This window comes from Bacillus sp. P14.5 (assembly GCF_003316765.1).
Lineage (GTDB): Bacteria > Bacillota > Bacilli > Bacillales > Bacillaceae_B > Rossellomorea.
The window spans coordinates 1-25,627 of record NZ_NIJF01000096.1; the positions used below are offsets into that span (position 1 = coordinate 1).

The following is a 25,627-nucleotide window of genomic DNA, read 5'->3' on the forward strand; positions in this document are numbered from 1 at the left end:
CTCTCGTTCAMAAMCCCAACTCATGGACCCACAACGCTCGACTGGGTACATATCTCTCGTTCAAACCCAACTCATGGACCCACAACGCTCGGCTGGGTACATATCTATCACTCAAAACCCCAACTCATGTACTCACAACGCTCGGCTGGGCACATATCTCTCGCTCAGAACCCCTACTCATGTACCCACAACGCTCGGCTGGGTACATATCTCTCACTCAAACCCCCAACTCATGTACCCACAACGCTCGGCTGGGTACATACTCCCTCGTAAAACAATTACTAAAAAAACGGCTGCGCTGCTTTCCACTTTTTTGATAAACAGAAAAAAGCGGGGATTACCCCGCCTTATCCTTCACCTCTTATCGACCTGATGATATCGTGTATATCCATTTGGATAGCTTCCCTGGGACCGCCATCCCGCAGGTCGTTGTCTATGTTCCGCAGGCGGCTGAAGGTGCCTTCATCAGAGGCTACTGTTACAGTCCGGCCTTTTAGATATGGCTGGACAGCTCTCTCGATTTTTCTTTCTGTCTCGTCAAACCTGCTGTCGTCTTCAAGATCCACCGCTATCAAAACATTGGTTCCATAGGTGACCGAGCGGACATCATTGACATTCTCGACAGAAGCAGTAACATCACCTATTTTTTCGGCAAGATCTCCTTCATAAGCTGTGTAGTAGGAGCGCCGCGCTTTCCTGGTATTATCATCGAGATGTCCGTGATAATTGGCATCTCCGTGGCTGGCCCTTTCGTCCTGCAAAAAGAAGTTCCGGTCATTCTCCGCCAGAGGTTTGGATGGGTTTTGCGGATTCCCATCCGAATCTTTCACGTGAAGGTATCGTCTCTTTCCTTCTCTGATTGCCTGCCCTTCCTGTCCGATGGAATGATCATACCACTCCGTTAACGGGCCATCGCGATCTTCATTCCTGTCATTGCCATGTCCTTCATTGGAATAAAACCCCATAGGCTCATACGTGTCGGCACCCTGTCCATCTGCAGCATCCTCGGCCCCATTACAAGCTCCCAAGATGATAACAGAGAAGGGAATCAGCAAAAGCTTCTGATGCATTGAAGTCACCCTCTTCCGCAAACTTTGAGCATGGTCGCTCTTTGTTAGCTTGCGGAAATTTTATAAGGATGATTCTTTATGAGACCGGCAAAAAGCTGGACACCCGCCCTGAATTTGGATGTCTTTAAGATAAACGTTTAGAACACCAAACCGCATAAAGCTCTGCATCTGGAGCGGAAATCAATTACAAACAGCATTCTTCCGATTGAAAGTTTTCAGCTCAATTTAGTCCGTATTTCGTTACAGCACATGATTCTTGCTCCAAACTGATGCAGCGTAAGATTCATCAAGTAATACCAGACGGTTTTCTGATAGCGGCTGCTTTCACGAAAGAACCGATTCCATTCCCTGAAGACGTCTGATGGATAAAGAATGCTGTTTAAAAAGATTTTTCTGTCTTTATAATCGGCAAGCGCTCTATGCTTCCACAATAATTCCGGGGACCAGTTTATATACGGAAAGATACGGTTCGCAAATTGAATATAATCGATTTCTGGGGGACCAGCGGATATTAAATCCAGATCAATCATGAACAGCTCCTGATTTGTATCACGAAGAAAATTATGATGTGCCAAGTCTCCATGAAGAATACAAGATTCTTCTGAGAAAGAGGATTTCGCCATGCCTTCAAGCGCTTGTTCGCCCAGTAATATATAAGTATCAATGACTTCTAACGGAATAACTCCCCCAAACCTTTGTCTGCTGCCCTTGAATTCATCCAGCCTTGCCCGCCATTTTTCCAGCAGCCTCTGTCCCTTCAACGACCTAAAATCCTTTCTCAGAAGGGCTTTTTGGGAATGATGATGAAAGCTTTGAAGAACAGCAAGGGCTTCCTGCCTTTCAGGGAACGTTTTGTAAGTAAAGTTACCGGTTGTATCAACCCACTCTGTCAATCCTGCCATCTTTCCATCGATCTCAATAGTGTCACTTTGATGTAAGGGGTGATAGGAGGGTACCCTTGAAAATCCCCCATTGCAGAGCTCTTCTGTCACTTCCTTTTGAAGCTGAAATTTTCGGCGGGAAGAGTAAAGCTTAAGAAACCAGTTTCCTTTATCAGATGTAACTTTCCATTTACCATCCTTAATTCTTATAAGACCAATACTTCTGTCTTCCAGCTTCCCTTTTAATAAAAAAAGGAGACGATTTTGAAATCCGTCTCCACTTGTATAATCAGTCTTCGAAATCATCATCAAAACCCGGCATCCCGAATGCTCTCTGTCCGTACATTCCCGGATTACCGGCTCCCTGCTGCATCATTCCCGGGCCATATGGAGACATCATGCCCTGCCCGTAAGGCATTCCCTGCATTCCTTGCATTCCTTGCATTCCATGCATCATCCCAGGTCCAGGTCCATATTGGCCGGCAAGCTGTGGACCTCCGCAGCCGCATCCTCCCTGCTGCATTGGCATTCCCTGCATTCCTTGCATTCCTTGCATTCCCGGTGATTCTTCCATCATGGCTCCCTGTACTTGAGGCATCTGTCCATAAGGGTTTCCATATCCTCCACCTTGATTGCCGAATCCAGCCGGTGAACCCATTCCTGGATTTCCAAATCCTCCTGGTCCTCCGAAGCCCGGATTACCAAAGCCCGGTCCCGGCATTACAGGCGATACAGGATAACAATCATCTGGTCCCATCATTCCAGGTCCCATCATTCCTTGATATGGTGCCATTCCCTGCGGCATTCCGCCCATAGGCATCTGACCGCCCGGGAATCCGCCGTCATCTTGAACTCCGGCTACAGTTGAAGGTGAACCCATAGGCCCCATTATCCCGCCGCCCATCGGAGACCCCATCTGCTGCGGCATATATGGCATGAATGAAGAGGATTCTTCATCATATCCCATTGGCATTTGCTGCATGCCCGGCAGTCCTTGCGGCATCATCGAGGCACCTTGCACCTGCCCCATCTGACCCATTGGGTAGCCCCCGCCGCCATGCATCGGGTAACCTCCATGCATCGGATGTCCGCCATGCATTGGCCCTAATCCGCTTCCAGGCATAACAGGTGATGCAGGTACACAGTATTCCTGCATTGGCTGTGAATAAGGCATCTGTTGTCCGTATGGCATTTGCATTTGCGGGCTGTCCGGACTTTCCTCATCCTGCACTCCCCCAACAGCTTCAGGCATATCTTTCGGTTTAGGCAGAGTCGGCGCCTTGGATGCTTGAGGCAGCGTTTGTGGTGCCTTAGGAACTTGCGGCGCTTTTGGTGCTTTTGGTGCTTTAGGCATCTTTTGCGGAGCTTTTGGTGCCTGCTGCATAGGCTGAGTCTGCATTTGCATATTAGCCATATTCATCATGTAATAATTATTGATGTCGATTTCCGGAATGATCGGCTGCGGCATTTTAGGGGTATATGGCTTTTTCGGCATTTCCTTAATCGGCATTTCTTTCTTAGGTGCTGGCTTGACTGCTTCTTTCGGTGATTCCACCGGCATGGCATTCGGCTTCTGCTGCGCAAAAGGGTGTTGTGCTTTAGGCATCTCTTTCTTCATTGCCATTTCTTTTTTTACCATCCCGCCCGATGTTGGAACTTTAATCTTCATACCAGGCATAATCATATCCGGGTTTGACAACTGGGCATTCATCTTCTTTAACTCTTCGAAATTCACGCCGTATTTTTTGCTGATATTCCAAAGAGTATCTCCTTTTTGTACGATATGGATTTTCACTATTTATTCCCTCCTCAGGCATAAGTCTATATATCCTATGTCACTTAATAGGCAAAGTGCTAACAATCTACACAAATACTTATGAATTTTCGAAAACAAATATACCTTTGCAGAGCTTTCCTGCCGCGGAGTCTTCGAGAGGCAGAGGAGGGAATTAAGGAGGGAATGTCTTTTTTGAACGCTGTTTTGAATTACTCTTTTGAATTTGTGTTTAGTAGTTGGTACTTGGCCTGGAACTAATTCTGCTTATGAGGGGGATTTTTGTCTTTATTAAATTGAAGGCCGCATTGAGGACAAGGGTTGGAGGCATCGGGCAGAGATGTGTACCCACTAGGAGCATGTGAGGACATGAGTTGGTGGTTTGAGGCAGAGATATGTATCCACTAGGCGTTCTTGAGGACATGAGTTGGCGGTTTGAGGCAGAGATATGTATCCACTAGGCGTTCTTGAGGACATGAGTTGGCGGTTTGAGGCAGAGATATGTATCCAGAAGGAGCACGTGAGGTCATGAGTTGGTGGTTTGAGGCAGAGATATGTATCCAGAAGGAGCATCTGAGGACATGAGTTAGTGGTTTGAGGCAGAGATATGTATCCAGAAGGAGCATGTGGGGACATGAAGTGGTGGTTTGAGGCAGAGATATGTACCCAGAAGGAGCATCTGAGGACATGAGTTGGCGGTTTGAGGCAGAGATATGTATCCACTAGGCCCTCTTGAGGACATAAATTAGAGCTTTCATGCAAAGATGTGTATCCAGAAGGAAGGGCTGATTCTATTCTCATTTGTAAAACATTCGGCTTGGAGTTGTATACAAAACCGGGCATCGTTGCTTGTGCCTTTTTTGTAGGAGTGACAGAATCTTTGCTAAGATATAGATACATACTCCGTCAAAGTCCAAAAATTCACAATAAAGAATGGAGGCCATCTCGTGCTTAATGAGGCAATAATCAAAATGGAAAATAAAAATTACGAAGAGGCAAAGAGGATACTTGAAAAAATGGTTCTGGATTCACCCGAAGATCCGGAGGTTAGTTTTCATTTGCATCGGTAAATGACTCAATGGGCGAGGAGACAAGCGCCATTCCATATTACCGGCGGGCAATCGAAAATGGGATTGAGGGTGAAAGGCTCGAGGCAGCTTATATCCAGCTTGGCAGCAGCTATAGATGCATCGGTGAATATCAATACGCAAAGGATGTATTGAGCACGGGGATGGAACAATTTCCGTCAAACCCTGCCATGAATGCATTTTATGCACTGACGCTTTATAATCTGGGAGAACACAAAAATTCCGTTTCGCTCCTATTAAATACACTTATCACTTCTTCTGATGATGAGTGGCTGAAGAAGTATGAAAGAGCATTGAAATTTTATGGGGAGAATATTGATGGGGTGTGGAAATAGAGAATGTTACTAAGGGTGGTGCCTCTTAATAAGAGAGCTAAAATCAAAATGGACAAATCAAATCAGAAGCAATTCAAACTGCCTTTAGTGACCTCATTTTATTGAAAATAGGAAGCCAATAAAAAACACACTGAGATTTCATTGAGAAACTCAGTGCGTTTTAATTTTATTATCTAAAGTTATTAAGCTCTTGCCAGCATGCGATCCAGCGCAAGTATGGCATTCTGCGCTGTTTCTTGGTCTACTTTGATGATATTTTCAGGCTGGTCGTCCACGATGTTTTCCAATGACCACAATAAGTGAGGCAGGTCAATACGGTTCATCGTCAGGCAGGGACACATATGAGGGTTCAATGAAATGATATGCTTGTCACTGTGTTCGTTGATCAGCCTCTTGACCAGGTTCATCTCAGTGCCGATCGCCCAAGAGGTTCCCGGTGCTGCATTTTTAATGGTGTCAATAATATACTTTGTGGAGCCGTTATCATCCGAGGCTGTAACCACTTCCCTGCGGCATTCTGGATGGACAATGATATTCATGTCCGGATACTGCTCCCGGACATCCGCTATGTTTTTCAAAGTGAAGTTTTCATGGACGGAACAATGTCCTTTCCAGAGAATTACTTTAATGCTCTCGGCATCTCCTTCATGGATTAATTCATTGGTGATCGGATCCCAGACAGCCATATCAGCCAGGTCGATACCAAGGTCTGCCGCTGTATTTCTTCCCAGGTGCTGGTCAGGAAGGAATAAGATTCTTTCCTTTTGATAGAGTGCCCATTCCACCATTTTATGGGCGTTTGAGGAAGTCACAGTCGCTCCTCCATTTTTACCGACAAAGGATTTGATGGATGCTGTGGAATTCACATAAGTCAGCGGCAGGATGGTATCCCCAAATTGATTCTGAAGCAGTTCCCAGGCTCTTTCTGTTTGATGGATATCTGCCATATCGGCCATCGAACAGCCCGCTCTCATATCAGGCAGGATAACTTTTTGATTTTCATTGGTTAAGATATCTGCTGTCTCTGCCATGAAATGCACACCGCAGAAAACAATGTATTCCGCTTCGCTGTTCGCTGCGGATACCTGCGCCAGCTGCAGTGAGTCTCCCGTTGTATCCGCGAACTGGACCACTTCATCCTTTTGATAATGATGTCCTGGTATGAAAAGCTTCGTGCCAAGTTCTGCTTTGATTTCCCTGACTCTTGATTCCATTTCCCCAATGGATAAATTCTTGTATTTTTCCGGCAGTTCATATGTGTTTTGCGTTAATGCCTGTAATATACCCACAGTTGATTACCCCTTTCCTCTTCACCTTTGCCCTATTTCAATTCAGCACTTTTGCGCTGATATCTAGTCCTGTTACGCTGTGTGTCAAAAAGCCCAGCGAAATATAGTGGACACCGGTTTTGGCATAGTCCACCACATTTTCAACCCCGATTCCACCCGAAGCTTCTGTGATGATATGCGGGGGAACATCCCCAAGCCATTCCGAGATTTCTTCTGGTGTGCGGTTATCAAACATGATGATATCCGCACCGCTTTCCACCGCTTCATGAAGTCCCTGGCGCGTTTCGATTTCCACTTCCACTTTCACTGTATGGCCAAGCTTGCTCTTTACCTCTTTTACAGCAGAGGAAATCGAGCCTTTGAATGAGATGTGATTATCCTTCAGCATGACTGCATCATATAGTCCGCTGCGATGATTGAAGCCTCCCCCGCATCTGACAGCATATTTTTCGAGCATGCGCAGTCCAGGGGTCGTCTTTCGGGTATCACAAATGCGGACAGGATAATCCTTCACCAGCTCCACGACCCTTGCCGTCTGTGTCGCGATCCCGCTCATCCTCTGCACCAGGTTCAAGATCACACGTTCAGCCTGCAGGAGGTCTGCTGAAGGCCCGAAAGCTTCTGCTATCACTGTTCCTGCTTCCACTTCTTCACCGTCTTCACTGTAAATGTTCACTAATATGTCCGGGTTCATGACTTTAAAGCCTGCCAGGATTACTTCACGCCCGCAAAATACTCCGGGTTCTTTCGCAATAAAATGAAATTTGCTTTGGTTTTCATGTGTAAATAATGCTTGAGAACTAAGGTCTCCATCCCCCAGATCCTCAAGGTAAAATTGCTCAAGCATAGATTTTAGCTTTAACTTGTTCATCCAGCCACGTCCTCATCTCTCCGTCTTCTAATACATGCATGATCCGCCTCTTCATCCAGAAGGAATCGTCTTCTTCCTGAAAATCACTTCTGATATGTCCTCCCCGGCTCTCTTTCCTTAAAAGAGCAGCTCGTGTGACGACCAGGCTGTTTATCCACATAAAATACTTTCCAATGTCGTTTGGTTCTAGTGCATCCAGATTTTCGTTCAGCGAGAACCCAATGGCCTGTAGCCAGTTCAAATGTTCCTCCAGCCTCGTTCCATCCCTGATGATCCCTGCTGACTCCATCATCCGTTCTTGAAAATCCTTCACATCAAAAGGATTAGCTGACTTTCTGGCAGGAACCGGCTGTAGAGTGTCCGGCCCTTCCATTGGGTTGAAGAGGATCGGTCTTTTTTGTGCATTAATCCAGCCCGCCAGCCTCTTCCCATACACAAGCCCTTCCAAAAGAGAGTTGCTGGCAAGCCTATTGGCGCCGTGAACTCCGCTGCACGCTGCCTCGCCAACTGCATAAAGGCCATCCACATTCGTTTTTCCCACAGAGTCAATCACGATTCCACCCATCATGAAATGGCAGCCCGGTGAAACAGGGATCCTGCCAAGGGACAAATCGATCCCGTTCTCCTTACACATCGCGCTGATGGAAGGGAATTTTTTCTTGAAATTCATTATATTTTTGATAGATAGATAGACATCCCTGCCCAACTGTCTCTGTTCAAAAATCCGCTGGGCCACCACGTGCCTTGGGGCAAGCTCTTTTAGCGGATGAATACCCTCCATGATTCTTTCTCCGCTGTCATCAAAAAGCTGAGCCCCTTCTCCCCTGACGGCTTCGGACACCAGCCCTATGGTTTTTCCGTCCACGTAAAGAAGGGTCGGGTGAAATTGAATGAATTCCGCATCTGCGATATAAGCCCCGGCCCTGAAAGCAACGGCCATTGCATCACCCGTCACTGTGGGATGATTCGAGGTGGAAGAATATAATCCACCGGCTCCTCCGGCAGCCATGACAATAGACGGTGCATAATAGGAGTGAGTATGTCCCGACCGGTTCATCGTTTTAACACCGATACAGGCACCTTGGCTGTCTCTTAGCAATTTATAAACCATTTCACCTTCAATCCAGGTGACATTTACTGAAAGGGTTTTCAAAAAATGTTCGATCAAAAACCTGCCTGTCTCATCACCGCCGCAATGAAGGATGCGCTTCGCACTGTGAGCTCCTTCCATGCCCAAGCTCAACGTGCCATCATTGTTTCGGTCAAAAGGCGCTCCTTCTTCGACAAGGCTCTGAACAATTTTCTGTCCTTCTGCAACAAGTGAAAGAACCTCTTCCTTCAGTTGGTGGCCCCTTCCAGCTTCGAGTGTATCTTGATAATGCCTGCCTATATTGTCATCCTTGGCTGTAACTGCAGCAACGCCGCCTTGTGCCATATATGAATTACTTCCTCTTCTCGTCCCCTTTGTGATAATCATCACATTCAAATCCGGATTTAATTCACGTGCGGTCTGCAAGGCTGCAAGTCCGCTTCCGACAATGATTACGTCTGCTTTTTTCATATTGACCCCTCCACAAATTTTACAGGTGTCTTGACACATATATTTACACATATTTAAACTAATGACAAGAGTTTTATCTTCTCGAAATTTATTTTGAAAATTCAAAAAGGGGTACATTCTATTGAAATACTTTGATTATGCTGCAACTACACCAATAGATTCAGAGGCTTTGCAGGTTTACATGGAGGCAGCCTCTCATTTCTACGGCAATACTTCCAGCCTTCATGACACCGGCACAAAAGCTGCACATCTTCTGCAAGAATGCAGAAAAACACTGGCGGGGTTACTCGGGGTGTCTTCTGAAGGAATCTATTTTACATCAGGAGGAACAGAATCAAACCATCTCGGGATTCTTTCTCTCGCGCTCGAAAATAAACACCGCGGAACGCACATCATCACCGGGATGGCCGAGCATTCCTCCGTCCATTCAGCCATGGGTTACTTAAAAGAGCAAGGGTTTGAAATCACTCTCCTCCCTTTCAAGAATGACGGCACTATCTCTCTGGAAGACTTGGAAAAGGCAATCAGACATGATACGATTCTAATTTCCATTGCACATGTCAACGGTGAAATCGGTTCTGTCCAAAAAATTGAAAACATTGCAAGGACCTGTCAGGATAAAGGGATTCTCCTTCACACTGACATGGTCCAGTCTTTTGGAAAACACGATTTATCAAAGATCGCTCCATTGGTGGACAGCCTTTCTGTCTCTTCTCATAAAATTTATGGTCCGAAGGGAGTCGGGGCGGTTTATATTCATCCCAGGCATCCCGCCAGATCAATTTTTCCCAGCCAGACACATGAAGGAGGACTGAGAGGCGGTACAGTAAACACACCGGGAATCGCAGCATTCATCAGCGCTGCTGAGAAGGTCTCCAGCGGCTCCCAGGGTGCTGACTATGATAGACTCAGGGAAATATTCATCAATGGGTTGAAAGCTCGCCTGAAGGAATCTGTGGTGATCCTGGAAGCTCCTCCAGAGAACCAGGTGCCGCATGTAATCGGATTGTGCATTAAAGGCATCCAAGGCCAATGGGCCATGTTAGAATGTAATAGGAGAGGATTCGCCATTTCCACCGGAAGCGCCTGCCAAACCGGCCAGCAAGCTGGTTCCAAAACAGTAATGGCTCTTGGGCTCCCGGAACAAGCAGGAAAAGAATTCATCCGGATCTCGTTTGGAAAAGATACTACGAAAGAAGATGTTGCAGAGCTTGTAAAAGTTCTTGCTGATATAGCTGAAAAACAATAGCTTTCTGCTACGCTGGAGAGGGGAAATACGATGTCTAAAGGCAAGAAAATACTCGGAGAAGAACGAAGAAATCTCATACTATCAAAACTGCAGGAAGAAGGCATCCCGATCACAGGGGGAGACCTTGCCAAGTTCACGAACGTCAGCCGGCAGGTCATTGTCAGCGACATCACACTGCTGAAAGCCAGAGAAGAACCCATCATTGCCACAAGCCAGGGATACCTCTACCTGCAGCCGAAACAGCCTGAAGGCACAGTTGAAAAAACCATCGCCTGCAGGCATACACCGGAACGCACAGAGGAAGAACTGAATCTGCTGGTCGACCACGGAATCCTCGTCAAAGACGTCAAGATCGAACATAAAGTCTACGGCGACCTGACCGCCTCCATCATGGTCTCCAACCGCCAGGATGTAAAGCAGTTCATGTACAAAATCAAGGAAACCAACGCCTCCTACCTTTCTGAACTGACAGACGGCATTCACCTGCACACCATCTCGGCGCCGAATGAAAAGGCAATGGCCAACGCTGAAAAAGCACTGAAAGATGCTGGATTTCTGATTGAAACCACATCATGAGAATTTGAGGATGCCCTATAATGGGTATCCTTTTTAGTTTGTCTTTTTTGGCTGGCTGGGCTGGTGCTTTTAATTTTGGTGGGGGCTGGGGGCGGGGTATGCGTGTTGCGAAGTTTAACGAAGAATGCCGGCTTATGGTGTTTTTATCGGCCGGATAGGGTGTGCTATCGACGGGTAACCGCCCTTCTATCGACCGGTTTTTGAGTTCTATCAACCATTTTGATAGTTCTATCATTCGGTTTCGCTGTTCTATCAACCATTTTTGCCATTCTATCAATCAGTTTCGCTGGTCTATCAACCGGCTTCATTATTTTACTAACAGCTACGCATTCATTATGCTGGTCTCTCTTACCTAGTAGGTCTTCCAGCCAGTTTTGCGGAACGAAGCTGGGGTTCTATCGACGAGTTTGCTTGTTCTATCAACGAGTTTTGGCATCCTATCGACGACTTTGCTGGTTCTATCAACGACTTTGAGTGGCCTATCGACGGAATGGCCCTTTCTATCGACGAATCGCCTGATTCTGACCTTTTGCCTGCATGCATACTGGTTAAAAAACACTTTAAGCCCGCCATACCATGAGGTTCTATCGACGAGTTTGCTTGATCTATCAACGAGTTTCGGCATCCTATCGACGATATGGCTGGTTCTATCAACGACTTTGAGTGGTCTATCGACGGAATGGCCCTTTCTATCGACGAATCGGCTGATACTGACCTTTTGCCTGCATGCATACTGGTTAAAAAACGCTTTACGCTCGCGATGCCCTAGTGGTCTATCGACGAGATTGACCTTTCTATCGACGAACTGCCTAATTATCTCCTTTTGCATAATTCACTGCTTTAAAACGGTTCATGCTAGTGGATGCCATAATGCTCTCCCGACGACTCAAGGCATGACAGCAATAACTTTCCTGATTTCCGCACTTCCCCCTGTTCAAACCCAACAAAAAAATGCTAGGCCCCTGAGCCCAGCATTTCCACTTTTTCTACAAATTCAAGTTTTCTCAAGCCGTCCAGCATTTCTTCGATATCACCCTTGATATCCGCTACGTTAAGGGAAAGAGTAACATTCGCTCTTCCCTGCAGCGGGATTGTCTGGTGAATCGTAAGAATGTTGCAGCCTGATTTGGCCACTTCACCCAGCAGGCAGGAGAGTGTTCCGGAACGGTCTTCCAGGTGGAAGAACAAGGTGATGATTCGTTCCTTGACAATCCTGTGAAACGGGAATACAGTGTCCCGGTATTTATAGAAGGCACTGCGGCTCAGGTCAATGCTGCGGACAGCTTCCCAGACTGAGCCGGCTTTGCCTCTTTCAATCAGTTCTTTGGCTTGCAAGGTTTTCTTCATGGCATCAGGAAGCACGTCTTCCCTCACCAGATAAAATTTTCCGTCCTGTGCTTTTTTCTGCAAGGTTGGTTCCCCCATTACAAAGCTTCAATCAATCGACGAAGTCAAATTCAAAGTCAAGCAGTCTGACAGTGTCCCCGTCTTTTGCTCCTCTTTCTCTCAATGCTTCATCGACTCCCATGGTACGCAATTGACGTGCGAACCTCTTTTGGGATTCTTCGCGGCTGAAATCGGTCATCTTAAAGAGCTTCTCTATTTTGGCACCGTTGACCACGAATGTGCCGTCCGGTTCTCTTGTGATGAAGAATTCAGCTTCAGCTTTTTCATGTTTATAAAGAACACGCTGATCTTTAGTTTCTTCTTCTACCTCTTCAAACATCGCAAACTGAGGTGTGTCTTCCAGCTTATCGGCGATGGCGAACAACAGGTCACGAAGACCTTGCCTTGTAACCGCAGAGATTCCGTAGACAGGATAGTCCTCTTTCAGCTGCTCCTTGAAATTTTTAAGGTTCTCTTCTGAATCAGGCATGTCCATTTTATTGGCCACAATAATTTGTGGACGTTCTGTCAAACGAAGGTTGTAGGCTTCCAATTCCGTATTGATTGTCTGGTAATCTTCGTAAGGGTCCCTTCCCTCAAGTCCGCTCATATCGATGACGTGGACAATGACACGCGTACGTTCGATGTGGCGAAGGAACTGATGTCCAAGACCAACACCTTCAGATGCGCCTTCAATCAATCCAGGAAGATCAGCCATGACAAAGCTTCGTCCGTCTTCAGTTTCCACCATTCCCAGGTTAGGGGCGATGGTTGTGAAGTGGTAATCGCCGATTTTCGGCTTGGCTGCTGAAACGATGGACAGCAGAGTCGATTTCCCTACACTTGGAAAACCTACAAGACCGACATCAGCAAGAAGCTTCAGTTCAAGCACGATATAACGTTCCTGACCCGGTTCTCCTTTTTCCGATAACTCAGGAGCAGGATTGGAAGGTGTCGCAAAACGGGTATTACCTCTTCCTCCGCGTCCTCCTTTTGAGATGACGGCTCTTTGACCATGTTCAGTCAAATCCGCGATCATTTCCCCTGTATCATCATCCTTGACAATGGTACCCGGCGGAACCTTGACCACCATGTCTTTAGCATTTCTTCCGTGCATGTTTTTGCTCATCCCATGCTCTCCGCGAGGTGCCTTGAAGTGACGCTGATAACGGAAGTCCATCAATGTGCGAAGTCCTTCTTCCACTTCAAATATAACGTCGGCGCCATTGCCTCCGTCACCGCCCGCCGGACCTCCGTCCGGGACGTATTTTTCACGGCGGTAAGCAACCATTCCATTGCCTCCGTCGCCGCCTTTTGTATAAATCTTGACCTGATCGACAAACATTTGTTTTCACTCCTAAAAAAGTCTATTTCGTATAAATTGTTGCTTTTGGAAAAATCCCAAAAGCCGGATTTTTCCCCGGATACTCAGATACTCTCTCTATTCAGGGGGAGCAGCTCTTTTCTTTCTTGCTTACCAGCATATTTCAGGTAGATGATGGTGTAACCTTACCTAATTCATATCAAAAAGCAACAAAGTTTACGAAAAGAGCCTTAAAAAAAGAGGACCATAAGATGGCCGGCTCTTCTTTGATTATCTATTTAAACTCAAGGATATTAAAAATCCATTGCCAGCCATATTGTGGATGGTAAGGCCGGCATTATTTTTCTCCAGCCAGTCCTGCAGGTTTTCTTTATCTACTATTATCCCATTAAAATCCAATTCAAACCGTGCTTCCTGCTGGCAAATCTTGATGATGACCATCATGTTGTTTTCTTCAAATGGTTTTACACAGTTTTCAAGAACAGAGAAAAGCCCTGTAAACCAGTTGAACACAGAATCATCACCAATATCGGGTTCTTCCGCTTCGAGAACTTCAAATTCGAGCTTAATATAATGCGTTTGCCAATTATAGGTCAGCATCCACTCAGAGAACTTCGGCATTCTCAGGTTAGACAGCTTGGACTCATTCTGAGCTTCGGCGACAATTTCCTCAATGATCTGCTTTGCCCGGTCCATTCTCCCTAAATCCATGTTGCCTTTGATCAATTGTAATCTATTCATCCAGTCATGGCGGGCATGCCTCAATGCCTCTACCAGGTTCCATTCATTATTCATTATAAAACTCCCTATAAAACGGACTTTTCTTATCTGTAGTATATCAGAAAAGAATAGGGGAACGAAAAATTTTCCTGTTATAAAGACAAAATTCGACTGAACGACCTAATTCCAGGCTGCACATTCTCTTATAAAACAAGAAAACTCTAACCGAATATACGGCTAGAGTTTTCTTTAAAAAGCATTATGCTTCTTTAACTACAGGGTATACGCTGACTTTTTTCTTGTCACGGCCCATACGCTCGAAACGTACGATTCCGTCAACTTTAGCGAATAAAGTATCGTCACCGCCGCGTCCAACGTTAACTCCCGGGTAAATTTTAGTACCGCGTTGACGGTATAAAATAGATCCGCCAGTAACCTCTTGACCATCAGCACGTTTTGCACCAAGACGTTTAGAGATTGAGTCACGACCGTTTTTAGTCGAACCTACCCCTTTCTTCGATGCGAAAAATTGAAGATCTAATCTTAACATGTGTTCCACCTCCTACGCTTTGAAGGTTATTTTTATAAATTTACTATATTCACGTTCTATCGTCTGTAAAGAGACAATCATCCCTTGTAAGAGAAGCTGGACCTTTTCCTCTGTTTCATTCGGCAGGCCTGCCGGAAATTCACAGTGAAGGTAACCGCCATCAGGCGACTGGTCAATCGCGGGTTGAACCCCGGTCAATGACATGATCGCGTTAACGGCGCCAAAGGAAACAGCTGATGCTCCGGCACAAACGATATCTTGACCATTCTGCGCAAAATTTGCATGTCCATCCATGGAAAAAGAGGAAACCCTTCCTCCAGGATCTTTGGTAATGTAAACGTTAATCATCAATCAAGCGCCTTACGCGTTGATTTTGTCAATCGTCACTTTAGTGTACGGTTGACGATGACCTTGCTTACGACGATAGTTTTTCTTCGGCTTGTATTTGAAAACGACTAATTTCTTAGCGCGGCCTTGTTTTTCAACTTTAGCTGTAACAGTAGCTCCGTCAACTAATGGACTTCCTACTTTTACGTTGTCGCCACCTACGAAAAGAACTTTGTCAAAAGTAACTGTTTCGCCTTCGTTTCCTGCAAGCTTTTCAATGTAGATGGTTTGTCCCGCTTCTACTTTGATTTGCTTTCCGCCAGTTTCGATAATTGCGTACATGAATGGCACCTCCTTATAAACTCAGACTCGCCAATTACAGGCGTTTTGTTTTGCAACAAAAGCTTATGGCCTGATTTGAGCGGTTGTAGCACGGGTGCTACAAAAACTATAACATAAGAATCCTATCACAAATTCAAGAATGGTGTCAATAGCTTTAATGGGAATTAAAATGATTAGGATTTGCTTCTTTTATAATTTTTGATCTCCTCGCGGCGTGCACTGTGCAATGGACCTTCTGCTGCAATCCTTCTTCTTTAAGGAAATTAGAGTCATGTCCCTGGGTCTGTATCGAGAAGCAAAAAATAAGGGGATATTTTACCGTTAAGCGCAAATTCAACCTCATTTCAGGCGTAAATAGGGGGAACTTTTCCCCTTATTCAAATAAAAAGCCCCTGTTTTCTAATGTTTTGAGTCAATTAAGGGGAATTTCTCCCGCTATTTAAGCTGTTTTTGATGCTCCACATCAATTAAGGGGAATTTTTCCCGCTATTCTATCCTTGATCAACTCCGGGGAGCTGGACGCAATCAACACGTTATATTAACGGCTTTCTAATCTTTTAATTTTATAATACGGCTGGCACTCTTTAACGATTTGGAACTCAATATTCTTATTAATGGCTGTTTCTATCTCTTTGAGGTAATAAGAGCTCTCTCCCTTGAAGACCTTATGGACGTCTTCTGAAGCCTCTATGATGACTTTATCTTCATCTGCAGGATAGAGTTCATAAAGTTCCCTCTCAAGCCTGTAGGCCATGGATTCCGCGCTGAGCACCCTGCCATGGGCGCTGCAGGACGGGCAGGCGCAGGTCGTATACTCCAGCAGCGGCGGTTTCGTTTTTTCCTTGTCAGCTGAAGGATCCCCAGTTCCGTGAAGCCGACGATGGTGGTCCGTTTTCCGTCGTCCTTTAAGCCATCCTTTAAAGCACCGATCACTTCGGCCTGATGCTGATCATTCTTCATTTCGATGAAGTCGATGAGGATGATGCCCGAGATGTTCCGAATTTTCAACTGCCTGGCGATCTCCTTGGCAGCAATAGCATTCGTTTTTAAAACGGTTTGAGACAGATTACTTTTTCCGGTGAATTTCCCCGTATTCACGTCTATGACCGTCAAGGCTTCTGTAGGTTCTATGACAATGGTTGCTCCATTTTCAAGCCAGACAACTTTCTGCATGGCTTTTTCAATTTGTGCTTCCACCCGGTAATGACTGAAAATATTCTCATGCCCTTGAAAGTGCCAGATTTCTGAGGAAAGTTCTATTCCTTGCTGCTGTACGAAGGCCTGAAAATTTTCCTTCCATGCATAATCATCCGTTATTATTTCAACACTCTTAATCTTCTTTACTTCCTCCAGGATATCATCTGTCATGACGTCCTGGCGATGGAGCAAAGAGGGAGCTTTTCGATTGAGTGTCATCTCAAATAATTTTTGATAGTATTTTCTTAAGGCAAAGAATTCAGCGGTGATATCTTCTTTTGGCTTATGCAGGGAAGCTGTCCTGAAGAGAATCCCTTCCTGGTCCTCCTTCATCTTTGAACCGAAACGGCGCCATTTTTTCTTCTGCTCTTCATCTGACGCCTTTTTTGATACAGCAACATACCGGCCCTCCGGCATATACACAATGGAAGCACCTTTGAGTTCTATTATACCTGTAAGCCTAGGTCCTTTTGTTCCTGCAGGATCTTTCTTTACTTGTACGAGCAGTTTCTGGCCTTGGTGCAGAAGTTTATTGATTACTGCAGAGTTTCTTTCCTTCTCATCCATTGACACAAAATCTGCCAGGTCATCTATATGTAAAAAACCATTTTTGCCTTCGCCAATATTAATAAAAGCAGCATTCAGGCCCTTTTCAACCTTGTCGACACGGCCAAGATATATATTACCGACAATCGACTCTTTTTCAGGCTGGTAGACATGAAGACTTTCCATTATTCCATCGCGCAGGCGAGCCCATCTTTTTTCCCGTCCCACAGCATTTACGATAATCCTGTTCATCAAGCTCTCCTCTTTTCGCGTACAAATAGAATAAGGCCAACCGTTAGCCGGCCGGCCTTTTCATCATAATATGCAGAGCAGCTTTACGCAAACGATTCAATATAAATACAGAAGGTCCCGGGATTTAGCCGTTGTCATTTTTTCAGTAAAATAAGCATGCAGAATTTCATTTTCATCGAGTTTGCCGGCTTCCTTGCCATCCACATAAACAATGAGTGGATGCTTGAACCCTCTATGGAATTTCTCCAACACAGAATAAAGGGTTTCTTCTCCATTCACCTTCAATGGTTTCAAATCCCGGACATCCCCACTCTTACCGTAGTACCTTTCCAGTAAAAATCTCATGAAAGTAAATTGCCTCTGCTTCCACTCTTTCCATAATGAAAAATACAAAAAGGACAAGATGATCCAAAGATTAAGATGGAAAGGCACCGTCAAAAGGACCACCGTATGAAACAGCAGGAGCACACTGAGGGACAGGATCAGCGTCCACTGGTAGGCAACTATGAAAGTGAACTTATATCCAAGGCCGATCGACAGAAGCTTCCCGCCATCCAAAGGCCAAATGGGAAGAAGATTGAACAGCAGGACCATCAAGTTCAATTGAATGAAAAGCTCGTAATGATAAGAAGGTATCAGCCCGGTTGAATAGAGAAGCTTGGCTCCCCCCATCATCCACAAGTGCTGCAGCGGACCCGCGGCCACTACAATGAGTTCTTCCTTCAAAGACCGGTTTCCATGCTCATCCATTTCTGCCACCCCGCCAAACGGAAGGAGCGAAATTCTCTTAATGCGCCAAGAAAAAACATGGGCCGCACCCCCATGTCCTAACTCGTGTATAAAAATAATGACCAAGAGCATTACCAGCTCAACAAAGTGGGCGGTCAAAATCGCCAGTCCGGCAGCCGCCCACAGAAGCGGATGAATATGAACCTTCTTCAGCAATTTTCCGAATTCATTCAAATGTTATCACCTGGATTGGATCTATGAAAGCATCCTCTTTTTTGATGGCAAAATAAAATTCGCCAGTCGCTGTATCTTCTTCATCGGTAACAGTGCCGACCGGATCGCCTGATTTCACTTGTGCATATTGAGTGACTTCAATCGTGTTCAAGTTTCCATACCATGATTCTGATTTGTCATCATGCTGAATGATCACAGTCTGGCCAAGATCATCCTTTTTCCCGGCAAATGTGACCAGGCCGCCCTTCATCGCTTCAACTGTTGAACCTTTGCCTGTTTCCACCATGATGCCCTGTCCGTTGCTTTTAAAATTTTCGACCACCTTTCCGGAAGCCGGCAGTGCATATTCAGCTGTTTCAGCCGCGTCAGTTTGACTGCTTTCTTTTTCCTCAGGAAGCAAAGCCAGCGGTTTTCCGAATTGATCCTCATACCATGAAGCAACCGCCGCAAACTGGAACTCCTTCGTCATCGTCTGTTGTACATAGGAACGCGCTTTGTCAAAACCAGGTACCTGATTCTGAAAAAGAATAGCCGTACAAAGAACAAGGACGCTGGTCCCCAGGATTTTGAGGATGAACAGCTCCTTGCTGAACAGGGGATGTGTTCCTTCTGAAGGCCCTCCTTCATATGATGAAAACCTTTCCCCTCCATACCTTTCTTCGTCTGTCGGAAGCAGCATGCCCCGGGATGGAGTCGAAGTGGAACTGCTCATCCGTTTTCTCTTAGCAATCCGCTTTCTGATTTCATCCGCTCGATTCCCCATAATACCATTCCCCTTTTTATATGCTGGAACGCGTACAGCCTGGAGTCTGTAACGATCGGCTTTCGGTGCAGACTCTTCTCACTGTATAGTACAAGTCCCTTTTGCTATCAATATATGACTTGTCCTTTGGAAATATGTCTGTTGAAGACTTCGTTGAATGAAGTTCCTCCCATGTTGGCAGAATGGTGCAGCCGTTACTCTGCGAGGTGCATCATCTTCTCGTTTTTCCTTTTTGATGTATCGCGCTCGCTCACCGAGGTGCATCATCTTCTCGTTTTTCCTTTTTGATGTCCCGCGCTCGCTCACCGAGGTGCATCATCTGTTCACTTTTCCATTTTGATGTTCCCCGCTGGTGAGGTCACTATTTCACTCGCAATTTCTATGTTTTCTAAAAACCCTAAAGCCGCTGCTCAACCCTCTCATCTCGAACAAAACACAAAAAAACCGCCTGCACAAACGCAGGACGGCTTTCCTTAGTTTTCTATTAAGCTTTCACACCAAAGAACTTTTTCAGTTTGGTGAAAACACCTTGTTTATCCTCATCCAGGGATTGAAGCGGTACCGATTCTCCGAGGATTCGTCTGGCGATATTGCGGTAGGCGATGGATGCTTTGCTGCTTGGATCCATGGCAATCGGCTCGCCTCTGTTGGAGGACTTGATGACATTGTCATCATCCGCCACGATGCCGATCAGGTCGATGGACAAGTGAGTCGTGATTTCATCGACATCCAGCATTTCGCCGCTTTTCATCATATGAGTCCGAATGCGGTTGATGATGAGCTTCGGAGGCTCGATATCTTCCTTTTCGAGCAGGCCGATGATTCGGTCTGCATCTCTGACAGCGGAGATTTCCGGCGTGGTTACGACAATTGCTCTGTCAGCGCCGGCCACAGCATTTTTATAGCCTTGTTCGATTCCGGCAGGACAGTCGATAATGATATAGTCATAGTCTTGCTTGAGTGTATCGATCAATTTCTTCATCTGTGGAGGAGAGACCGCCGATTTATCGCTTGTCTGTGCGGCCGGAAGCAGGAAGAGTTTATCATCAAAGCGCTTGTCTTTCACAAGGGCCTGATGGATTTTACAGCGCTCTTCGACGACGTCGACCAGATCATAAATGATCCGGTTCTCTAGCCCCATTACGACATCCAGGTTCCGCAGGCCGATATCGGTATCCACCAAACAGACTTTTTTCCCTTGCAGAGCTAATGCCGTACCAACATTCGCGGACGTAGTCGTCTTACCTACACCACCCTTACCTGAAGTGATTACTATAGCTTCACCCACATTAGCGTCCCCCTTTAAAACTGGTTATATTTGGTCTAAGATGTTTCAAAACTTGCAATCTGTCAATCACGATTTGATTTGACTCATCTATGTACGCGCATTCCATTTCATGTCCTTCTTCCTGATCGAAATGATCGGGAGCCCTGTTCAGGCAATCTGCTATCCGAAGCTGGGAGGGTGTCATCTGCGATGCGACTATGACAGCTTCATTGCTGCCCGTATACCCCGCATGTGCGATTCCCTTCAGCGCGCCAAGCACATAAAGGTTGCCGGCTGCTTTAACGGTGCCTCCAGGGTTGACGTCTCCTACAATAAGAAGATCGCCTGGGACCTCAATCACCTGGCCCGAACGAATGACACCGGCAATGGTATGGATTTCACTTTCTTCTTTCATCTTTAGAGCTTCTTCATTGGTCACGACATTGCTGGTAATCTCCTGGACTGATAGATTGCGTTTTTCACTTACAATTTCCCGGAGCTCCTCTTTCTGCCGTGAAGTCAAATATCTATTTCCCGCTTGTATTTTTACTGTAATCAGAGGAGTTCCCTCACTCTGCCGGTATTGCGCAGACAGCTTGTCCTTCAGCTCACTTTTCAGCTCCTCTAAGGAACACTGATCATTCAAATGAAGGGTCAATCCATCCTTTGTACCTTTAATCATAACGTTTTGCCTTTTTTTCATGTCGGAATAATTCACCTCAGTCGTCATTAAATTCGACAAATGCATGCCTGTTTCCTTTTTTTACCGTGCTTTTTAAAATTTATTGAGGAAAGGATGTGAGGTGAGTGAAATGTGCAGCTATGCATATCCGCCCTGCTCCTTACCTGCTGAAACAACCGTTCAAGCAAGCTCTAAAAAAAGCAGCGGCAAGAACAGCTCATTTAGTCTTCCAGTCTTTCTTTCTCGAGCTTTAATAATAATTGCTTCAAAGGATAAGAAAAGATGAGAATAAAAACAGCATTCAAGACGAGCGTCGGCCATAGACGCAAATCTGCAAATGTTGCAATATCCCAATCGGTTTTCCCTATCAGCAGATTGATTTCATAGACAATAAATTCCAGGATCGACACATTCAGCAACATCACTAAACTCGTCACAATCAAATTGCTGTTCAATACTTTCATGATCCGGGATGTCAAAAAAGTGACAAAGGGGAAAATGAACAAGTACACGCCAAGTACCTCCGTAAAAAATGAATCATAAAGAAATCCGAAAATAAAGGCGTAGAGGATGGCCGTCGTATTATGATAATAGACGCTCATCAGCAAGATGAAAATAATCAGGAAGTGCGGGACAAGAACCCTGTCACTGCTGATTATATCCAGTGGGAGAAAAGTGACGAAAACACTGGATCCGTAAAAACAAAGTAAGGCAATCAGCGGGAGGAGGAGTCTCTTCATTCCTCACCCTCCGCTTCTTCCGGCTCCTCCAGGTCGATGCTCACCTTGCTTCTGTCCACAACGATTACATGCTCGAGGTGATATAAATCTGCAGTCGGTTCCACATAAGCCGTTTGCGTCAGCCCATACTGGTCAGACTCGATTTCCTTTACTTCGCCGATCGGAAGACCCTTAGGAAAAACTCCGCCAAGACCGGAAGTGATCACTTTAGATCCCTCTTCTACCTCCATGTCATTAGGGATTCGTTTAACAAGGAGCTGGTCCCTGTCCGTATCATATCCTTCAATGGAGCCGATGACATTTTCTTCTCCCTGGATAAGGGCTGAGATTCTGTTATTCGGGTTCTTATTGCTGAGCAGCTCGATTGTTGACGAAAACTGCTTGACGCTTTTTACTTTTCCAATTAATCCTTGAGCTGTAATGACAGCCATATTGGATTGAACTCCCTGAACTTTCCCTTTATCTATCACAAGCAGGTCTTCCCATTGACTAGGATTTCTGGCAATGACGGTCGCCTGGATAGGATCAAAGTCTCTCAGGTTTTCTTCCTTGCCGAGTATCTCACGTAATTCATCATTATCTTTTTCAAGGTCCTTGACCATTGTTTCCAACTTTACAAGTTCTTCAAGCCTGGATTTCAGCTTTTGGTTTTCTGTGTAAGTATTTTGCAGGTCTGATACATTTTCAAAGAAACCTGCTACTGCTCCAACCGGTTTGGATACAAGCGACTGCCCGAATCCGACAATATCTCCTACAAACTGTTCCGGCCAGGAAATGTTATCCCTTTCACGAACAGAATATCCTATCAATCCCACCAGCACGATGATGCTGACAAGGAGGATGATCAATCGTTTATTCAAAAAAAAGCGGGGCATGAAAGACACCTCTATCTTTTACACTTATTTTCTCTCCTGATGTATTAAAAATAATAACCTTTTAAGTACACTTCTTAATCTACCATTATTCTTAAAAATGAAAAAGAGCCTTTTATGTAAAAGCTCACAGAGTTTAAAAGGATACTTTTACCATTCACAGCAAACAAGAAGGGGCTGCCCACTAAAACTTCCAAAGAGTGCAGCCCCATTCTGAATATTAATCCATTTTATTTCTTATTTTTAAATAAATCGATATGGTCCAGAGCTTTCCCTGTACCGATTGCCACACAATCAAGCGGGTTTTCCGCTATAAGGACAGGCATCTTCGTTTCATCACTGATGATTTTGTCCAGGTTGCGCAGCAAGGCTCCGCCGCCAGTAAGGACGATGCCGCGATCCATGATGTCGGCTGCCAATTCCGGTGGAGTCTTCTCAAGTGTGCTCTTAACCGCGTCCACAATGGAGTAAACTGTGTCCCTGAGTGCAGCTGCAATTTCATCAGCTGTGATATCAATCGTTTTCGGCAGTCCTGTCAACAGATCTCGTCCGCGGATATCAAGTGTATCGATACCCTCCGATTCTCCAGCAGAACCGATTTCGACTTTGATGGTTTCAGCTGTACGGTCCCCGATCATTAAATTGTACGTTTTGCGGATATAGTTGATGATGGCTTCATCCATTTCATCACCTGCTACACGGATGGATTGGCTGGTCACGATTCCGCCAAGGGATATGATGGCGACTTCTGTCGTTCCGCCTCCGATATCCACAACCATACTTCCAGTTGGTTCCCATACCGGAAGATTGGCGCCGATAGCCGCCGCAAATGGTTCTTCAATTGTAAAAGCATCCCTCGCTCCTGCCTGTCGTGTAGCGTCAATGACAGCACGTTCTTCAACAGCGGTGATGCCTGATGGAACACAAATCATTACATATGGCTTACGGGAGAAGGAACCTCTTCCATTTGTCGCCTGTTTTATGTAATATTTCATCATCGTAGCAGTAGTTTCGTAATCAGCGATGACACCGTCTTTCATTGGACGGAGGGCAACTACATTCCCCGGAGTTCTTCCTATCATATTTTTAGCGTCGTTTCCGACAGCGACAATTTGTTTAGAATCCGTCTGCATTGCCACTACTGACGGCTCGCGGACCACGATTCCTTTTCCTTTAACATAAACGAGCGTATTAGCCGTTCCTAAGTCTATTCCAAGATCCTTTGTACCAAACATGGTTGTATCTCCCTTTCTAATACGGAATGGGGTCATTCCAATCTATATAAGCTCTTTCCCTATATATCGAACTGAACTTGCAAAAAGCATAAACAATATTATAGCTTAACCGTTACAAAAAACAAAGCCTCATAAGTAGCCTTTTTCCTTTAAGCTGACATATTTCTTTTCCCCTATGATCAGGTGGTCGAGAACGTCTATCCCTATGATTTTCCCGCATTCGACCAGCCTCTTCGTGACCTCAATATCCTCCCTGCTCGGAGTAGGGTCCCCGGAAGGATGATTATGGATGCAAATGATTGAAGCCGCAGACCTCCGGAAGGCTTCCTTAAAGACTTCACGCGGATGAACGATAGAAGCATTCAGGCTGCCGATAAAAATAGTCTGCTTGTGAAGCACCTGATTCTTCGTGTTGAGATATAGACAGACGAAATGCTCCTGCGAAAGAAATCTCATATCATTCATCACATAATTGGCTCCATCTTCAGGTGAGCGGATTGCATAACGGTCATCGTATGCAAGGTTGCCGATCCTGCGCCCAATTTCAACAGCTGCCATGATCTGCACAGCCTTCGCCAGCCCGATTCCGTTAATTTCCGTGATTTCCTCAAGTGAGGCTTCCTTTAACATCCTGAAGCCTTCGAAAGTGGTCAGAACCCTGTTCGACAATTGCAGGACAGACTCCGATTTAGTGCCCGTCCTTAAAATGATTGCCAGCAGTTCCTGATTCGACAGGCTCGCGGCACCGCTTTGGACCATTCGTTCCCTCGGCCTTTCGTCAGTCGGATAATCCCTGATCATCAATTTAGTCTCTGTCAAATGAATCGATACCTCCCAATTATAACGCATGGGAGGAAAAAAGAGGAAATATGCTTATGGGTGATAACCCATTTCTTTCAAGCTGCGGTATACCTGGGAAATCGGCAGACCGACAACTGAGAAATAATCACCCCGGATCTCCTTCACCAGGAAAGCACCCAGTCCCTGGATGCCGTACCCCCCTGCTTTATCGAGGGGTTCGCCGGAAGCTGCATAAGTATCTATTTCCTCTTCTGACAGCTCCCAAAACGTTACATCTGTTTTTTGTAAAACATTTTTTCCTGCGCGTCTCTTACAATGGCTACACCTGTATAGACGGAGTGTGTGCTGCCTGACAGCATCCTTAACATTTCCTTGGCATGATCGGCATCCTCTGGTTTTCCCAGGATGGCATCATTATGGACAACTACAGTGTCCGAGCCGATCACAAAGGCACCTGGATGGTCTGCAGCCACTGAAGCTGCTTTTCGTTTGCTAAGTTCCATGACGACTTCGTCCGGCTGAAGATCTGGAGGGAAAGTTTCGTCAGCATGGCTGACTTCAATAGAGAAAGAAAGTTGGATTTGTTGTAGAAGTTCTTTTCTGCGGGGAGAACCTGAAGCTAAAATGAGGTTTGACAATACATACACCTTTCCCTTCTTCCGTTTGATTGGGAGATACAAGTTAATCGTACCAAATACTTGTACCAATCACAACTAATAACCGAAGAGTTTGGAGGGACTGAAATGGTGTCGCTGACAAAATAAAAAGCAGAACTCCTATAATAAGGATTCCTGCTATGATTTCCGCTTCAGGAGCACGACTCTGCGGGGTCTCACCTGTCCCGCTAGTCCCGCAGGAGGTCACTCCCCTTTCGCTCCAATCAGACAAGTAACGCTTTAGGTTCTTGCATTTATGGTTAATAGGACATAAAAAAACATGCATTATCCTACATGTTTTTTCTGCAAT

26 protein-coding genes, 1 pseudogene and 1 other annotated feature are annotated in these 25,627 nt (G+C 45.6%); of the genes and pseudogenes, 4 read left to right on the plus strand and 23 right to left on the minus strand.

The annotated features are described in order from the left end of the window. Window positions 1-347: 347 nt before the first annotated feature. The 3 genes from B9Z54_RS19955 to safA form a co-directional block, all read right to left on the minus strand. On the minus strand, window positions 348-1,070 hold the full coding sequence (locus B9Z54_RS19955) for a YhcN/YlaJ family sporulation lipoprotein (RefSeq protein WP_113930140.1): 723 nt from the start codon (window positions 1,068-1,070) through the stop codon (window positions 348-350). 215 nt (window positions 1,071-1,285) lie between these two features. After that, entirely contained in the window at window positions 1,286-2,257 is a 972-nt protein-coding gene (locus B9Z54_RS19960) for an aminoglycoside phosphotransferase family protein (protein WP_162785302.1), read from the minus strand. Further along, window positions 2,241-3,746: a SafA/ExsA family spore coat assembly protein gene (gene safA / locus B9Z54_RS26270; protein ID WP_275887830.1), complete on the minus strand. Its 1,506-nt coding sequence runs from the start codon at window positions 3,744-3,746 to the stop codon at window positions 2,241-2,243. The genes B9Z54_RS19960 and safA overlap by 17 nt, the downstream gene beginning before the upstream one ends. A 926-nt stretch (window positions 3,747-4,672) precedes the next feature. Here safA and B9Z54_RS26275 point away from each other — a divergent pair. After that, window positions 4,673-4,795: a hypothetical protein gene (locus B9Z54_RS26275; protein ID WP_275887831.1), complete on the plus strand. Its 123-nt coding sequence runs from the start codon at window positions 4,673-4,675 to the stop codon at window positions 4,793-4,795. Window positions 4,796-4,803: 8 nt separating this feature from the next. Next, window positions 4,804-5,148: a tetratricopeptide repeat protein gene (locus tag B9Z54_RS19970; RefSeq protein WP_240190026.1), complete on the plus strand. Its 345-nt coding sequence runs from the start codon at window positions 4,804-4,806 to the stop codon at window positions 5,146-5,148. A gap of 182 nt (window positions 5,149-5,330) precedes the next feature. On the opposite strand, the gene nadA is transcribed toward B9Z54_RS19970, so the two are convergent. Genes nadA through nadB form a run of 3 tightly spaced genes read right to left on the minus strand, consistent with a single transcriptional unit; the run spans window position 5,331 to window position 8,869 of the window. After that, the gene (gene nadA, locus B9Z54_RS19975; RefSeq protein WP_113930142.1) at window positions 5,331-6,437 is read right to left on the minus strand and encodes a quinolinate synthase NadA; all 1,107 of its coding nucleotides are present in this window, start codon (window positions 6,435-6,437) and stop codon (window positions 5,331-5,333) included. Window positions 6,438-6,474: 37 nt separating this feature from the next. Continuing rightward, window positions 6,475-7,308, minus strand: a complete 834-nt coding sequence (gene nadC / locus B9Z54_RS19980; RefSeq protein WP_113930143.1) for a carboxylating nicotinate-nucleotide diphosphorylase — start codon at window positions 7,306-7,308, stop codon at window positions 6,475-6,477. Next, on the minus strand, window positions 7,277-8,869 hold the full coding sequence (gene nadB / locus B9Z54_RS19985; protein ID WP_113930144.1) for an L-aspartate oxidase: 1,593 nt from the start codon (window positions 8,867-8,869) through the stop codon (window positions 7,277-7,279). Before nadB ends, nadC begins: the two co-directional genes overlap by 32 nt. A gap of 121 nt (window positions 8,870-8,990) precedes the next feature. Between nadB and B9Z54_RS19990 the strand changes: the two genes are divergently transcribed. After that, window positions 8,991-10,118, plus strand: coding sequence for an IscS subfamily cysteine desulfurase (locus B9Z54_RS19990; RefSeq protein WP_113930145.1), 1,128 nt, complete (start codon window positions 8,991-8,993; stop codon window positions 10,116-10,118). A gap of 30 nt (window positions 10,119-10,148) precedes the next feature. After that, on the plus strand, window positions 10,149-10,694 hold the full coding sequence (locus B9Z54_RS19995) for a transcription repressor NadR (RefSeq protein WP_113930146.1): 546 nt from the start codon (window positions 10,149-10,151) through the stop codon (window positions 10,692-10,694). Between the two features lie 348 nt (window positions 10,695-11,042). Here B9Z54_RS19995 and B9Z54_RS25030 read toward each other — a convergent pair whose 3' ends face one another. The 17 genes and pseudogenes from B9Z54_RS25030 to B9Z54_RS20080 all read right to left on the minus strand — a co-directional run bounded on the left by B9Z54_RS25030 (window position 11,043) and on the right by B9Z54_RS20080 (window position 25,299). Next, a complete protein-coding gene (locus B9Z54_RS25030) occupies window positions 11,043-11,306 on the minus strand; it encodes a hypothetical protein (RefSeq protein WP_162785303.1) in 264 nt (87 codons plus the stop codon). Window positions 11,307-11,648: 342 nt separating this feature from the next. Then, entirely contained in the window at window positions 11,649-12,119 is a 471-nt protein-coding gene (locus B9Z54_RS20005) for an ACT domain-containing protein (protein ID WP_113930148.1), read from the minus strand. 13 nt (window positions 12,120-12,132) lie between these two features. After that, on the minus strand, window positions 12,133-13,425 hold the full coding sequence (gene obgE / locus B9Z54_RS20010; protein ID WP_113930149.1) for a GTPase ObgE: 1,293 nt from the start codon (window positions 13,423-13,425) through the stop codon (window positions 12,133-12,135). Window positions 13,426-13,674: 249 nt separating this feature from the next. Then, the gene (locus B9Z54_RS20015; RefSeq protein WP_113930150.1) at window positions 13,675-14,199 is read right to left on the minus strand and encodes a Spo0B C-terminal domain-containing protein; all 525 of its coding nucleotides are present in this window, start codon (window positions 14,197-14,199) and stop codon (window positions 13,675-13,677) included. A 184-nt stretch (window positions 14,200-14,383) separates the two neighbouring features. After that, on the minus strand, window positions 14,384-14,674 hold the full coding sequence (gene rpmA, locus B9Z54_RS20020; RefSeq protein WP_113930151.1) for a 50S ribosomal protein L27: 291 nt from the start codon (window positions 14,672-14,674) through the stop codon (window positions 14,384-14,386). 12 nt (window positions 14,675-14,686) lie between these two features. After that, the gene (locus B9Z54_RS20025) at window positions 14,687-15,022 is read right to left on the minus strand and encodes a ribosomal-processing cysteine protease Prp (protein WP_113930152.1); all 336 of its coding nucleotides are present in this window, start codon (window positions 15,020-15,022) and stop codon (window positions 14,687-14,689) included. A 12-nt stretch (window positions 15,023-15,034) separates the two neighbouring features. Then, complete coding sequence (gene rplU, locus B9Z54_RS20030; RefSeq protein WP_113930153.1) at window positions 15,035-15,343, minus strand: 50S ribosomal protein L21; 309 nt, start codon at window positions 15,341-15,343, stop codon at window positions 15,035-15,037. Between the two features lie 13 nt (window positions 15,344-15,356). After that, window positions 15,357-15,438, minus strand: a sequence feature (ribosomal protein L21 leader region). A 592-nt stretch (window positions 15,439-16,030) separates the two neighbouring features. Continuing rightward, window positions 16,031-17,338 (minus strand): Rne/Rng family ribonuclease, encoded by a 1,308-nt coding sequence (locus B9Z54_RS20035; RefSeq protein WP_113930154.1) that lies wholly within the window; start codon window positions 17,336-17,338, stop codon window positions 16,031-16,033. A 96-nt stretch (window positions 17,339-17,434) separates the two neighbouring features. Further along, the gene (locus B9Z54_RS20040; protein WP_113930155.1) at window positions 17,435-18,301 is read right to left on the minus strand and encodes a M50 family metallopeptidase; all 867 of its coding nucleotides are present in this window, start codon (window positions 18,299-18,301) and stop codon (window positions 17,435-17,437) included. Further along, on the minus strand, window positions 18,294-19,064 hold the full coding sequence (locus B9Z54_RS20045; RefSeq protein WP_113930156.1) for a peptidoglycan DD-metalloendopeptidase family protein: 771 nt from the start codon (window positions 19,062-19,064) through the stop codon (window positions 18,294-18,296). The genes B9Z54_RS20040 and B9Z54_RS20045 overlap by 8 nt, the downstream gene beginning before the upstream one ends. A gap of 484 nt (window positions 19,065-19,548) precedes the next feature. Then, entirely contained in the window at window positions 19,549-20,352 is an 804-nt protein-coding gene (gene minD, locus B9Z54_RS20050; protein ID WP_113930157.1) for a septum site-determining protein MinD, read from the minus strand. A 1-nt stretch (window position 20,353) separates the two neighbouring features. Then, entirely contained in the window at window positions 20,354-21,034 is a 681-nt protein-coding gene (minC, locus tag B9Z54_RS20055; RefSeq protein ID WP_113930158.1) for a septum site-determining protein MinC, read from the minus strand. A 200-nt stretch (window positions 21,035-21,234) separates the two neighbouring features. Continuing rightward, on the minus strand, window positions 21,235-21,753 hold the full coding sequence (mreD, locus tag B9Z54_RS20060) for a rod shape-determining protein MreD (protein ID WP_113930159.1): 519 nt from the start codon (window positions 21,751-21,753) through the stop codon (window positions 21,235-21,237). Next, window positions 21,750-22,628 (minus strand): rod shape-determining protein MreC, encoded by an 879-nt coding sequence (gene mreC / locus B9Z54_RS20065; protein ID WP_113930160.1) that lies wholly within the window; start codon window positions 22,626-22,628, stop codon window positions 21,750-21,752. Before mreC ends, mreD begins: the two co-directional genes overlap by 4 nt. A gap of 227 nt (window positions 22,629-22,855) precedes the next feature. After that, window positions 22,856-23,860, minus strand: a complete 1,005-nt coding sequence (locus B9Z54_RS20070) for a rod shape-determining protein (RefSeq protein ID WP_113930161.1) — start codon at window positions 23,858-23,860, stop codon at window positions 22,856-22,858. 129 nt (window positions 23,861-23,989) lie between these two features. After that, window positions 23,990-24,661: a RadC family protein gene (gene radC / locus B9Z54_RS20075; RefSeq protein WP_187444307.1), complete on the minus strand. Its 672-nt coding sequence runs from the start codon at window positions 24,659-24,661 to the stop codon at window positions 23,990-23,992. Between the two features lie 72 nt (window positions 24,662-24,733). Then, window positions 24,734-25,299, minus strand: a pseudogene (locus B9Z54_RS20080) (Maf family protein). Window positions 25,300-25,627: the final 328 nt, after the last annotated feature.

Coding starts and splice junctions, on each gene's coding strand:
- B9Z54_RS19955 (WP_113930140.1), bottom strand. CDS start 1,070: ATGCATCAGAAGCTTTTGCTGATTCCCTTCTCTGTTATCATCTTGGGA.
- B9Z54_RS19960 (WP_162785302.1), bottom strand. CDS start 2,257: ATGATTTCGAAGACTGATTATACAAGTGGAGACGGATTTCAAAATCGT.
- B9Z54_RS19970 (WP_240190026.1), top strand. CDS start 4,804: ATGGGCGAGGAGACAAGCGCCATTCCATATTACCGGCGGGCAATCGAA.
- nadC (WP_113930143.1), bottom strand. CDS start 7,308: ATGAACAAGTTAAAGCTAAAATCTATGCTTGAGCAATTTTACCTTGAG.
- nadB (WP_113930144.1), bottom strand. CDS start 8,869: ATGAAAAAAGCAGACGTAATCATTGTCGGAAGCGGACTTGCAGCCTTG.
- B9Z54_RS19995 (WP_113930146.1), top strand. CDS start 10,149: ATGTCTAAAGGCAAGAAAATACTCGGAGAAGAACGAAGAAATCTCATA.
- B9Z54_RS20005 (WP_113930148.1), bottom strand. CDS start 12,119: ATGGGGGAACCAACCTTGCAGAAAAAAGCACAGGACGGAAAATTTTAT.
- obgE (WP_113930149.1), bottom strand. CDS start 13,425: ATGTTTGTCGATCAGGTCAAGATTTATACAAAAGGCGGCGACGGAGGC.
- B9Z54_RS20015 (WP_113930150.1), bottom strand. CDS start 14,199: ATGAATAATGAATGGAACCTGGTAGAGGCATTGAGGCATGCCCGCCAT.
- rpmA (WP_113930151.1), bottom strand. CDS start 14,674: ATGTTAAGATTAGATCTTCAATTTTTCGCATCGAAGAAAGGGGTAGGT.
- B9Z54_RS20025 (WP_113930152.1), bottom strand. CDS start 15,022: ATGATTAACGTTTACATTACCAAAGATCCTGGAGGAAGGGTTTCCTCT.
- rplU (WP_113930153.1), bottom strand. CDS start 15,343: ATGTACGCAATTATCGAAACTGGCGGAAAGCAAATCAAAGTAGAAGCG.
- B9Z54_RS20035 (WP_113930154.1), bottom strand. CDS start 17,338: ATGAACAGGATTATCGTAAATGCTGTGGGACGGGAAAAAAGATGGGCT.
- B9Z54_RS20045 (WP_113930156.1), bottom strand. CDS start 19,064: ATGGGGAATCGAGCGGATGAAATCAGAAAGCGGATTGCTAAGAGAAAA.
- minC (WP_113930158.1), bottom strand. CDS start 21,034: ATGAAAAAAAGGCAAAACGTTATGATTAAAGGTACAAAGGATGGATTG.
- mreD (WP_113930159.1), bottom strand. CDS start 21,753: ATGAAGAGACTCCTCCTCCCGCTGATTGCCTTACTTTGTTTTTACGGA.
- mreC (WP_113930160.1), bottom strand. CDS start 22,628: ATGCCCCGCTTTTTTTTGAATAAACGATTGATCATCCTCCTTGTCAGC.
- B9Z54_RS20070 (WP_113930161.1), bottom strand. CDS start 23,860: ATGTTTGGTACAAAGGATCTTGGAATAGACTTAGGAACGGCTAATACG.
- radC (WP_187444307.1), bottom strand. CDS start 24,661: ATGATCAGGGATTATCCGACTGACGAAAGGCCGAGGGAACGAATGGTC.